The following is a 12,073-nucleotide window of genomic DNA, read 5'->3' on the forward strand; positions in this document are numbered from 1 at the left end:
GTCGCATGCTCAGAACGTCGCCCGAATGGCCTTGATCAGCTCCGGTGTCACGTCCGGCAGCACGCCGAACCAGGCCTGGAATGCGAGCCGGGCCTGGTTGAGCAGCAGGCCGAGCCCGTTGACCGTCGTGCAGCCGCGCGCCCGCGCCTCCGCCAGGAACGGTGTTTCCAGCGGCGTGTAGATCAGGTCGGCCACGAGCGTCTTCGCCGAGAGCCGCGCCAGATCGATCTCCAGCGCCGGCTTGCCGATCATGCCGCGATCGGTGCTGTTGATCAGCAGCGCGACGTCGGCAATGGCGGCGGAGCGATCGTCCCAGGCCACCGTGCTGATGGCCGATCCAAATTCGGCGGCGATGGCCTGCGCTTTCTCGGCGGTTCGGTTGCTGATGCGGATGTCGCGGGCGCCGTTCTCGAGCAGCGCGACCACCACCGCGCGTGCGGCGCCGCCGGCGCCGAGCAGCAGGATCGGGCCTTCGTCGGCGCGCCAGCCCGGCCGGACATCGCGCAGGCTCTGGACGAAGCCGTTGCCGTCATTGTTGAAGCCGCTCAGCGTGCCGTCCTGCTCGACGACGATGGTGTTGACGGCGCCAATCCGTCGCGCCGTGTCGTTGACCCGGGCGAGCAGCGGCATCGCCGTCTGCTTGTGCGGCATGGTGACGTTGCAGCCGCGGAAACCGAGGGCCACCAGGCCGGCAAGCGCCTCCTTGAGCCGCTCCGGCTGAACCGCCAGCGGCACATAGGCGCCGCGCAGGCCGTGCGCATTGAGCCAGAAATTGTGGATCGTCGGGGAGCGCGAGTGAGCGACGGGCATGCCGATGACACCAGCCAATCCGAATCCGTTCGCTTGCGACATGCTGCGCCATGACCTCCCGGTTCGATGTCGGCCTGTTCCGGCCGATGCTGAAACCGTCTTATGGGCAATGATCCAGCCAGGCAATTGAAACATTCCGTCACAGTGTCCTTCGCAATGCACGCATCGTTTCATGGTGTGGACTGGATGCAGCATCGCGATACCCTGCCTCTGGGCAAAGCGGCGGCTGGTTTCTATGATCGCGAACCACGGTCGCGCCGAGCCTCCAGGCCGCGTCCGACCGGCTACGAGGGATCTCGATTGACCATTCAGTCTCCGCTCTCCATCGCGACCGAAAGCTTCACCGACGCCGCTGCTGCAGTGGCGCGGCTCGAAGAGATCTACGAGCGCAACACCGCCTTCCTGCGCTCTCATTTCGAGGCCTATGCGAATGGCGTGGTGCCACCGACCCGCATCCGCGCGACCTATCCGTTCGTGCGCCTCACCACCGCGAGCCACGCCCGGCTGGACTCGCGCCTCGCCTACGGTTTCGTCGCGGGACCCGGCGTGCACGAGACCAGCGTGACGCGGCCCGACCTGTTCCGCTCCTATTTGACCGAGCAGATCCGGCTCCTGATCGAGAACCACGGCGTGCCCGTCGAGATCGGCGAATCCGCCGAGCCGATTCCGGTGCATTTCGCCTATCGCCGCGACATCAATATCGAGACGGCGTTGCCGCATCACGAGAGCCCGCTCATGACGCGCTCGCTGCGCGACGTGTTCGATGCGCCCGATCTCGCGACCATGGACGATGCCATCGCCGACGGCACGCTGGAGCTGCAGCCGGGCATGCCCGAGCCGCTGTCGCTGTTTCGCGCGGCGCGCGTCGACTACTCGCTGCGCCGGCTCTATCACTACACCGGGACCGATCCCGACCATTTCCAGAACTTCGTCATCTTCACCAACTATCAGTTCTACGTCGATGCCTTTGCCGATTGGGGCAGGCAGCAGCTGACGGCCGGGCCGGGCACTGCCGAAGCCTTCGTGGAGCCGGGCAACGTGGTCACGCGCAGCGCGCGGCTCGGCGGCGGCACCACAGGCTCTGCGCCGGCTCGCACGCCGCAGATGCCGGCGCTCCATCTGGTCGAGCCGGGCCATCAAGGCATCACGCTGATCAACATCGGCACCGGCCCCTCGAATGCGCGCAACGTCACCGACCACATCGCGGTGCTGCGCCCGCACGCCTGGCTGATGGTCGGGCACTGCGCGGGTCTGCGCAACACCCAGCGGCTCGGCGACTATGTGCTCGCGCACGGCTACGTCCGCGAGGACCATGTGCTCGACCAGGAGCTGCCGCCGTGGGTGCCGATCCCGGCGCTGGCCGAGGTGCAGGTCGCGCTCGAAGAGGCCGTGGAGGCGGTCACCGGCTATTCCGGCTTCGAGCTGAAGCGGGTGATGCGCACCGGCACGGTGGCCAGCGTCGACAACCGCAATTGGGAGATCTCCGGCCCCGCCGTGATCCGCCGGCTGTCGCAGTCGCGGGCCGTCGCGCTCGACATGGAGTCGGCTGCGATCGCCGCCAATGGTTATCGCTTCCGCGTGCCCTACGGCACCTTGCTCTGCGTCTCCGACAAGCCGCTGCATGGCGAGATCAAGCTCGCCGGCATGGCCAGCGACTTCTACCGCCAGCGCGTCGGCCAGCATCTGCAGATCGGCCTGAAGGCGCTGGAGCTGTTGAAGCATCAGGAGTCCGAGCGGCTGCATTCGCGCAAGTTGCGCAGCTTCGCGGAAGTGGCCTTCCAGTAGCGGCCGCGGTCGGCGTGAAGGCCGCCTCATTGACATCGGAGCCAGGACGTCTACTGGAGCGGTTCCGACCGTCATGGAGCCCACCGAATGTCCGATCTCGATACCAGCGTGCTGTTTCGTCCGTTTCGCCTGAAGACGCTGGAGCTGAAGAACCGCATCGTCATGGCGCCGATGACGCGCAACGCGGCACCGGACGGAATTCCGGGCGAGGCCAACGCCGCCTATTATCGCCGCCGCGCCGAGGGCGGCGTGGGCCTGATCCTGACCGAGGGCACGGTGATCAACCGTCCCGCCTCGCGCAATGAGCCTCACATTCCCTTCTTTCACGGTGACGCGGCGCTGGCCGGCTGGCAGAGCGTCGCCAGCGCCGTGCACGCCGCCGGCGGCCGCATCGCGCCGCAGATCTGGCACACCGGCTCGACCAAGGGCATGAGCCGCTGGGAGCCCGGCGCGCCGGTCGAGAGCCCGTCGGGCCTGGTCGCGCCGGACAAGCCGCGCGGCAACGCGATGACCGAGAACGACATCGCCGACACCGTCGCCGCGTTCGCGCAGGCTGCCGCCGACGCCAAGCGCACCGGCTTCGACACGGTCGAGGTCCACGGCGCGCATGGCTACCTGGTCGACGAGTTCTTTTGGTCCGGCACCAACAAGCGCGACGACCGTTATGGCGGCCCGACGATCAAGGAGCGCTCGCGCTTCGCCGGCGAGATCGTCGCCGCGATCCGCAAGGCGGTCGGTCCGGATTTCCCGATCATCCTGCGCGTCAGCCAGTGGAAGCAGCAGGACTACGCGGCGCGCCTCGCCGAGACGCCGGCGCTGATGGGCGATTGGCTGCAGCCGCTGGTCGATGCCGGCGTCGACATCCTGCACTGCTCGCAGCGCCGCTTCTGGGAGCCGGAATTCCCCGAGATCGACGGCGAGAAGGGGCTGAACTTCGCCGGCTGGGCGAAGAAGATCACGGGCGCCGCGACCATCAGCGTCGGCTCCGTTGGTCTCGCCGGCGACTTCTTCTCGGCGTTCGCCGGCAAGCCGTCGACGACGGCGGATCTCGATGCGTTGCTGGAACGCATGGCGAAGGACGAGTTCGACCTCATCGCCGTGGGACGTGCGCTGATCAGCGATCCCGACTGGGTCGCCAAGATCAAGTCCGGCGACAAGGCGGGCCTCAAGGGCTTCAACGCGGCAGACCTCGGCGCGCTGGTGTGAGTTGGAGCGCGGCTTACTCGCCGCGTTCAGTCGCGCGCTCCTCTCGTGGCGTGAGCCAACCGCGCTTTTAGTTGGGTGCGAGTCGAAGCCACGAACTCGGTGCACCCTCTCCCCTTGTGGGAGAGGGTGGTTCGCAAGAGCGGAGCGAATGCGAACCGGGTGAGGGGTCTCTCTCCACGAACTCCCGTGCGGAGAGAGACCCCTCACCCGCCTCCGATGCTTCGCATCTCCGGCACCCTCTCCCACAAGGGGAGAGGGTGCACCGTCGTTGGCGCTCGATCGTGGCTCCTCTCGTCGACCCGATGAGGAGAATGGACTTGTTCGACCCCGCCCTGTCATCTTCGTCCCGGCTTGTTCGGTCGAGCCTCCCGCTCCCGCAACTACTGCACCGTCAGCTCCAGATAGAGCGGGCTGCGGAACGTTGACGACGGCATCCACGGCAGTTGCTCCTGCGTTCGGCGATACTCGGGCACGACCTTGTGCAGCTCGTCGAACGCGATCTTGATGGCCATGCGGGCGATCGCTGATCCGAGACACGCATGCACGCCGCCGCCGAAGCCGAGATGGCCGCGCGGCTTGCGGGTGATGTCGTAGACATCGGGATTGGGGAACTGCCGCTCGTCACGATTGGCGGAGCCGTAGGCGAGGCAGACGAAATCGCCCTCGCGCATGGTCTGGCCGTGCAGGGTCAGGTCCTTCTGCAGGCAGCGGCGGAAGCGCTGGGCCGAGGTGTTGAAGCGCAGCGACTCCTCGACCGCATCCGCCATCAGGTCGGGGTTGGCGACCACTGCGCGGCGCGCGTCGGCGTGGTCGGCGAGGTTGTAGGCCAGCATGCTCATGAAGCCGCCGAGCGACTCGATGCCGGCCATGATCAGGGTCGTCGTGGTCAGCAGCACCTCGCGCTCGTCGAGCTTGTCGCCGTCGATCTCGGCCATGCTGAAATGCGAGATCAGGTCGTTCTGCGGCCGCGCGCGGCGCTCGGCGATCACGCCGGCCGCGTAGTCCTGCATCCAGTTGTAGGCGGCGATGTGCTGCGGGCCCTTGGCGCGGCTCACCGGATCGCTCTGCACCATCAGCACCGCCTTGTCGCGCACCGTCTGCTCGTCGCCGAGCGGCAGGCCGAGGGCGGCGAACAGCACGCGCACGGTGAACTTCGACGAGAACGCCTCGATGAAGTCGAAGCGGTCCTGGCCGCGCAGCGCCTCGGCGCTGTCGCGCGCGATGTCGCGGATCGGACCGGACAGGCTCTCGAGATTGCGCTTCATGAAGGCGTGCTGGACGAGGCCGCGCAGGCGGTCATGGCGCGGCGGATCGGTCGTGCCGAGCGTCGCACCGGCGCGGTTCGGCAGCTCGGTCATCAGGTTGCCCTTGGCCGACGAATAGGTCTGCCAGTTGGTGCCGGCCGCCGCGACGTCGGCGTAGCGCGACAGGATCCAGACCTGGGCCTGCGGGCTCCAGAAGCAGGGATGCTCGTCGCGCAGGGTCTTGTAGAACGGGAACGGGTCGGCATCGACCGCAGGCGAATACGGGTCGAACGTGAACATGTCGGGCCTCCTCTCCATTGAGTGTGGTCGTTGTTGTTCTTTTCACTGATGTAACCGAGCCTTTGCTGCGGCGTGAGACACGAACGCCGGTCAAGACTTGCACTTTTTCGACATTCCGGCTTAGCTCCTGCACATGCCGCGCTTTCGCACCAAGCCGTCGATCCCCGCATTTGCGCTGTATGGCGAAGCCTTGGCGGCGCAGCCCGACATGCTGCACGTCGAGCCGATCCAGGTGCGCAGCAAGCTTTATCGCTGGGAGATCGAGGCCCACACGCACCAGGGCCTGCACCAGATCCTCTGGGTCGCGTCCGGTCCGGCCGAGATCGCCTTGGACGAACGCCGCGGGCGTTGCGCCGGCCCGGTGGCGGTCATCATCCCGCCCGGAGTGGTTCATGCCTTCCGCTTCTCGCGCGACACCGACGGCTATGTGCTCACCTTCAATCCGCGCGCGGTGGTCGAGGGCGACGTGCCGGCGACCGGCGAGGCGTTGCGTGATCTGTTCGCGACCGCGCAGATCCTGCATCTCGAGCCGCAGGCGGTTGCGACCGGCCGCATCGCCGCGCTGTTCGTCGACCTCGCCGACGAGTTCGCCGCAGCGGATGCCGCGGCCTCGCCGGTGCCGCACTGGCTCGGTCGCTCGATCGTGTGGCGGCTGGCACAGCAGAGCGCGCGGCAGTCGCAGGGGGCGCGGCGCGGCAGCGGGCAGGCGGCACTGTTCACGCGCTTCATCGTGCTGGTCGAGGCGCGCCATCGCGATCACTGGTCGGTGGCGCGCTATGCCGACGAACTCGGCATGACCCCGGAACGGCTGAACCGGCTGACGCGGGCGGAGACCGGCCAATCCGCGCTCGACATCGTGCATGCGCGGCTCGCCCGCGAGGCCTGCCGCCGCCTCACTTATGTTGCAGCGCCGGTGTCGAAGCTGGCGTTCGAACTCGGCTTCAAGGATCCCGCCTATTTCTGCCGCTTCTTCAAGCGCCACACCGGCGCCAGCCCGCGTGACTATCGCCGCGCCATGGGCATCGCGGACGAGGCGACCGGCGCTCGCCGCTGATCCGGAGAGGGTCCTGATACCGTCATGCCATCTCGCGCAGCGGTGTCGGAAAAGTGCAAGAGAATGCAGCGTCCATGCAAGTCGACCGGGGCATTCCTTGGTAGAATTCGCGACTGACAAGCAAAGCCAACAAGGCTTTCGTCGTGAATCCGGGAGAACTTGCCCATGAAAGTCCAAGTCTGCATCATCGGCGGCGGCCCCTCGGGCCTGATGCTGTCGCAGCTGCTGCATCTGCAGGGCATCGATACGATCATCCTGGAAAAGTCGAGCCGCGACTACGTGCTGTCGCGCATCCGTGCGGGCGTGCTGGAGCACGGCTTTGCCGAGCTGATGCGCGAAGCGAAGTGCGGCGAGCGCATGGACCGCGAGGGTGAGATCCATCACGGCTTCTACATCGCCCATGACGGCAAGCTCGATCGCCTCGACCTGCACAAATATTCCGGCGGAAATTCGGTCATGGTCTACGGCCAGACCGAGCTGACGCGCGATCTCTACGAGGCGCGCGACAAGCTCGGCGGCAAGGTCGTGCACAACGCGGCCGACGTGACGCCGCACGACATCGCCTCCGACAAGCCCTACGTCACCTATCGCAGCGGCGAAGAGGTGATCCGCGTCGACTGCGACTACGTCATCGGCGCCGACGGCTTCCATGGCGTCAGCCGCAGGTCGATCCCGCAGGACAAGTTGACCGAGTTCGAGCGGGTCTATCCGTTCGGCTGGCTCGGCGTGCTCTCCCGCACCAAGCCGGTGTCGCCGGAGCTGATCTATGCCAAGCACGAGCGCGGCTTCGCGCTGTGCTCGCTGCGCTCGCAGGTGCTGAGCCGCTATTACGTCCAGGTGCCGCTCACCGACAAGGTCGAGGATTGGAGCGACGATGCGTTCTGGGAGGAGCTGAAGCGCCGCCTGCCGGCCGAGGTCGCCGCCAAACTCACGACGGGTCCCTCGATCGAGAAGAGCATTGCGCCGCTGCGCAGCTTCGTCGCCGAGCCGATGCGTTACGGCCGCTTGTTCCTGGCCGGCGACGCCGCCCACATCGTGCCGCCGACCGGCGCGCGCGGGCTGAACTCGGCGGCCTCTGACATCTACTATCTCTATCATGCGCTGCTCGATCACTACAAAAAGGGTGACGACCGCGGCATCGACGGCTACTCGCAGCGGGCGCTGGCGCGGATCTGGAAGGCGCAGCGCTTCTCCTGGTGGATGACGACCCTGTTGCATCGCTTCCCCGACCGGCTGTCTTACGACGACAGACTGCAGGATACCGAGCTTGCCTATCTGTTCTCGTCCGACGCGGCGCAGCGGTCGCTGGCGGAGAACTATGTCGGGCTGCCGTTCTAGCCGGCGGTCTGCTACAAGCGCGGATGCGAGATCCCGGATCAACGGGACCGACAAGGTGAGGAAATGACCATGACGAGCTGGCCTCGTGCGAGTGCGATCGCATTTTTGACGTCGCTGGCGGCGGTGTCTTCGGCGGCCGCCGTGCCGATCAGCGGCGATGCCGCCGCGACCTGCGGCGGACTGGCCGGCACATCCGATGGTGCCGTGCGGATCGACACGGTCGCGATGCAGGCGCCGGCGCCGTTGTCGGTGGCGGAAAAGGCCGGCTCCCCGGCCGCACGCGTCGTTCCGGCCACGCCGGCTTTCTGCAAGGTGCTCGGTCATATCGACCCGAAAGACCCGCAGGCGCCGCCGATCAAGTTCGAGGTCAATCTTCCCGCTGATTGGAACGGCCGCTCGCTGCAATATGGCGGCGGCGGCTTCAACGGCGTGCTCATCACCGGGCTCGGCCTGCCGCCGGCCTATCCGTTCGACAAGGCCTCGCCGCTGGCGCGCGGCTTCGTCACCTACGGCACCGATTCCGGCCACGAGTCCAAGCCGGGCGAGCCGCCGCAGACCTTTGCGCTCAATGACGAGGCGTTCGAGAATTTTTCGCACGTCGCCTACAAGAAGGTGCGTGACGCCGCCGTCGCCATCATCGCGCGCGCCTATGGCAGCAAGCCGGCCAAGATGTACTTCATGGGCTCGTCCGAGGGCGGCCGTGAGGCGCTGACCATGGCGCAGCGCTATCCCGACGATTTCGACGGCATTTTCGCCCGTGTCCCCGTCATCAACTGGGTCGGGCTGCAGCATGCCGGCACGCGCGGAGGGCTGGTGACGATGGGCGAGGGCTGGATCAGCCCGGCGCAGGTCAAGCTGGTCGGAGACGCCGTGCGCAAGAGCTGCGACAAGGCTGACGGCGTCGAGGACGGCTTGATCGCGAACGCCGTCGGCTGCAAGGCGAGCTTCAAACCGGAGGCCTTGCGCTGTCCCGACGGCAAGAGCGGCGAGGCCTGCCTGAGCGATGCGCAGGTCAAGGCGATCGCGACGCTGCACGCACCGTACAAGTTCTCGTTCCCGCTTGCCAACGGGCTCGACGACTATCCGGGCTGGGGCATCTCGGGCGAGGATACGGAGGGCTTTGCCTCCGCTGGCGGCTGGATCTCGTGGTGGCTCGGCAAGGCCGCACCGACGCAGCCGCCGACGCCGGCCAACGGCATCGCCTGGGTGTTCGGCGCTGGCGGCACGCAATATGTGTTCGCGCGCGATCCCAAGCTCGACGTCACCAAATATCGTCCTGATGATTACAAGGACCGGCTGCTGCAGGTGTCGCAGCTGATGGACTCCACCAACCCCGATCTCAGCCGCTTCCGCGCCCATGGCGGCCGGCTCGTCATGCTCGAGCACATGGCCGACTACGCGCAGAGTCCCTATGCCGGCATCCGCTATTTCGAGTCGGTCGAGCGCAAGCTCGGCAAGGCCGAGACGGCGGAGTTCGCGCGCCTCTACACCGCGCCCGGCGTCGACCATGTCGGCAACGGCGCGCCAGCCAACGTCGACATGCTGAGCGTCTTGGTCGACTGGGTCGAGACCGGCAAGGCGCCGGGTGATCTCGAAGTGGTCGAGCAGAAGATCGAGGCCCCGGCGTTTGCGGTCACCCGCAGCCTGCCGCTGTGCCGCTGGCCGGCCTGGCCGCGCTACAAGGCAGGACCGATGGAGCAGGCCGGAAGCTTTGTGTGTGCTGAGTAGGGCGCGTAGCTGACAGCAGGCGTTGGCGCCGCGCACACGCTGCGTAGGGTGGGCAAAGCAGCCGCCCGCAGGGCGGTCGCGTGCCCACCATGCATCCGCACGAGCGGAGACAATGGTGGGCACGGCGCGCGCGAGAGCGTTGCTCGTGGCGTGTAGCGTCGCATGCGCCTTTGCCCACCCTACGGCAGCTCGCAATGACGTTGCGAGTTGTCGTTCCCAGCCGCAACTACAAACTCCGCCGTCGTCCCGCCCTCGAGCCGGGACCTGCCCTCGGCGACGTAGGGTGGGCAAAGCAGCCGCCCGCAGGGCGGTTGCGTGCCCACCATGCATCCTCACGAGCGGAGATAATGGTGGGCACGGCGCGCGAGAGAACGTAGCTCGTCGCGTGTAGCGTCGCATGCGCCTTTGCCCACCCTACGGTAGCTCGCAATGACGTTGCGAGTTGTCGTTCCCGGCCGCAACTACAAACTCCGCCGTCGTCCCGGCGAACGCCGGGACCCATACCCCCAGGGAGCGGTTTGAGGCAGGCTGGTGATTGGCATTTTGCCCATCACGACGGCCGCGGCGTATGGGTCCCGGGTCGGCGCCACGTTGCGCTGCGCGCGTCGCGGCTTGCCCGGGACGACGCGTGGAAAGAGACTGCTTCACATCTCAAACAGCAACCGACATGGAGACGTATTCTCGCGGCGCATCGCGCCCGAGGCTGATGTTCGTTGTCGCCCTCCGAAATGAGAGGGCGCAGGGAATGCCGGGTGAGGGCCTCACCCATGGCCCGCCTGCGAAAAAAATGCAGGCGGCAGGTACCACAGGCAAAGCCGGTCATCCGGCATTCCCTGCGCGGTGTCTTCACGCTTATACGCAGTCGCCCTGGTGCGCCGGGCTTGTTGGCCACCATTCGCGGCAATGCTTGCGCACTGCGCGGGACACCAGCGTCGGGGTGTCAGGCCGCTGCGACTTCACGTCCGCAAGCGATCGTTCGTCCGCACCCTCGTTGGAAGAGAATGCTGCGATCTCCCGCGGCCACCGCATCCCCGCCTCGCGTGTCGTGACGATCGCGCGCTACGCCCCTCTCGTTGAGGCGGGATGGCCGGGAGATAAGCATAGTTTCCGATAAAGCGAAAGAAAAATCTTCTGGAAAGCGGAAATTATTCCAACGGCGCGGGCTGGCCGAGATGATTGGCGCACAAGATCGCCAAGTGATGGATTGGCGGAAGCCTTCGCGTGTAATGGCGGGGGACGACGCCAATGAGCGCACCGCCGTTTGACAAGCCCTCGCGAGGTCAGTTTACTTGATCGCGAAGGTTGAGTGGCTGTCGCTGTGCAGCTTCGCGACCCGATGCCGTCAACTGGCACGGGCTGCGAGCGGCGCGGCGCTGCTGAAGACGTCGTGCCGCATCCGCGAGCGGCCCTATCGGCGGCACCTCAAAAATGAGTTGCGCACCTCAAAAATCGCGCTAAGTTCCTCAGCTCGAAAGGGAGGAGCATGAACGCGCCGCTGACATTGCGGGATATCGCGCGGCAGGCAGGGGTCAGCCTCGCCACCGTCGACCGCGTGCTGCACAACCGCCCGGGCGTGCGCCCGGATACGGTGCGGCGCGTGAAGGACGCGATGGCGCGCAGCGCGTTCCAGCCGCATGCGGCAGCCTCCGAGCTGGCGCGGGCGCGATCCCGGCGGTTCGCGTTTGTGATGCCCGCGGGCGTCAACCTGTTCATGCAGCAGATCGAGACGCATCTCGGCGAATTGGCCAACTGGATGGCCGCGCGCCGGCTCACGGTCGACGTCGTCACCACCGACGTGTTCGATTCAGCCGTGCTGGCCGCGAAGCTGGATGATCTTGTCGGCAGGGTCGATGGCGTGGCGGTGGTCGCGCTCGACCATCCGAACGTGCGGGCCGCCATCAACGATCTCGTCGAGTCCGGGGCCAAGGTCGTGACCCTGGTGTCCGACGTGCCGTCCTCGCGCCGGCAGCATTACGTCGGCATCGACAACATCGCGGCCGGTCGTACCGCCGCCGGGCTGGTCGGACGTTTCGCCGGCGGCCGGGCCGGACGCGTGGCGATCGTCGCCGGCTCGCAGGGCCTGCGCGACCACGCCGAGCGCATCTTCGGCTTCACCCAGGTGATGACGTCGGAATATCGGCAACTTGAAGTCCTGCCGGTGGCCGAGGGGCATGACGCCGACGACCGCTCGGAGCAGCTGATGAGCAAGCTGCTCGCCGAGCATCGCGACATCGTTGGCCTGTACAATGTCGGCGCCGGCACCGCCGGCGTCGCCAAGGCGCTCGCCGAATCCGGGCGCGCCGAGGACATCGTGTTCGTCGGTCACGACGTCACGGCGGTGACGCGCAAGCTGCTGCTGAACGGCGTGATGGATGCCGTCATCTCGCAGAACCCGGGTCACGAAGCGCGTTCGGCGGTGCGCGTGCTGCTCGCGCTGGCGCGCGGCGAGCCGCTTCTGAGCGAACAGGAAGCCATCCGCATCGACATCGTGATGCGGGACAATTTGCCGTGAGCCGGACGGCCGCCGCAGCGGCCGGACTGATCATGGGGTACAGAATGAGTAGGCTGCTGGTGCGAGGCGACACAGATCGCCGCATCCCGGTGGCCG

General features: G+C 66.9%; 8 protein-coding genes. 6 read left to right on the forward strand and 2 right to left on the reverse strand.

What is annotated here, in order from left to right; genetic code table 11:
- Window positions 1-9: 9 nt before the first annotated feature.
- The gene (locus ACQR07_RS24455; protein ID WP_434904681.1) at window positions 10-852 is read right to left on the reverse strand and encodes a shikimate dehydrogenase; all 843 of its coding nucleotides are present in this window, start codon (window positions 850-852) and stop codon (window positions 10-12) included.
- A 258-nt stretch (window positions 853-1,110) separates the two neighbouring features.
- Between ACQR07_RS24455 and ACQR07_RS24460 the strand changes: the two genes are divergently transcribed.
- Together ACQR07_RS24460 and ACQR07_RS24465 are read left to right on the forward strand one after the other, a co-directional pair.
- The gene (locus ACQR07_RS24460; protein WP_434904682.1) at window positions 1,111-2,595 is read left to right on the forward strand and encodes an AMP nucleosidase; all 1,485 of its coding nucleotides are present in this window, start codon (window positions 1,111-1,113) and stop codon (window positions 2,593-2,595) included.
- A gap of 87 nt (window positions 2,596-2,682) precedes the next feature.
- Window positions 2,683-3,801 carry an NADH:flavin oxidoreductase gene (locus ACQR07_RS24465; RefSeq protein ID WP_434904683.1) on the forward strand — a complete coding sequence of 373 codons (1,119 nt, stop codon included), beginning with the start codon at window positions 2,683-2,685 and terminating at the stop codon, window positions 3,799-3,801.
- Between the two features lie 380 nt (window positions 3,802-4,181).
- Here ACQR07_RS24465 and ACQR07_RS24470 read toward each other — a convergent pair whose 3' ends face one another.
- The gene (locus ACQR07_RS24470) at window positions 4,182-5,345 is read right to left on the reverse strand and encodes a cytochrome P450 (RefSeq protein WP_434904684.1); all 1,164 of its coding nucleotides are present in this window, start codon (window positions 5,343-5,345) and stop codon (window positions 4,182-4,184) included.
- Window positions 5,346-5,478: 133 nt separating this feature from the next.
- Here ACQR07_RS24470 and ACQR07_RS24475 point away from each other — a divergent pair, with 133 nt between their 5' ends.
- The 4 genes from ACQR07_RS24475 to ACQR07_RS24490 all read left to right on the forward strand — a co-directional run bounded on the left by ACQR07_RS24475 (window position 5,479) and on the right by ACQR07_RS24490 (window position 11,977).
- Window positions 5,479-6,399, forward strand: a complete 921-nt coding sequence (locus ACQR07_RS24475) for a helix-turn-helix domain-containing protein (RefSeq protein WP_434904685.1) — start codon at window positions 5,479-5,481, stop codon at window positions 6,397-6,399.
- Between the two features lie 165 nt (window positions 6,400-6,564).
- On the forward strand, window positions 6,565-7,737 hold the full coding sequence (gene pobA / locus ACQR07_RS24480; RefSeq protein ID WP_434904686.1) for a 4-hydroxybenzoate 3-monooxygenase: 1,173 nt from the start codon (window positions 6,565-6,567) through the stop codon (window positions 7,735-7,737).
- A 69-nt stretch (window positions 7,738-7,806) separates the two neighbouring features.
- Window positions 7,807-9,465 carry a tannase/feruloyl esterase family alpha/beta hydrolase gene (locus tag ACQR07_RS24485; RefSeq protein ID WP_434904687.1) on the forward strand — a complete coding sequence of 553 codons (1,659 nt, stop codon included), beginning with the start codon at window positions 7,807-7,809 and terminating at the stop codon, window positions 9,463-9,465.
- Between the two features lie 1,483 nt (window positions 9,466-10,948).
- Complete coding sequence (locus tag ACQR07_RS24490; RefSeq protein WP_434868108.1) at window positions 10,949-11,977, forward strand: LacI family DNA-binding transcriptional regulator; 1,029 nt, start codon at window positions 10,949-10,951, stop codon at window positions 11,975-11,977.
- Window positions 11,978-12,073 lie beyond the last annotated feature (96 nt).

Origin of the sequence: Bradyrhizobium sp. HKCCYLS20291, assembly GCF_051167715.1 — a bacterium.
In the GTDB taxonomy this organism is placed as follows: domain Bacteria; phylum Pseudomonadota; class Alphaproteobacteria; order Rhizobiales; family Xanthobacteraceae; genus Bradyrhizobium.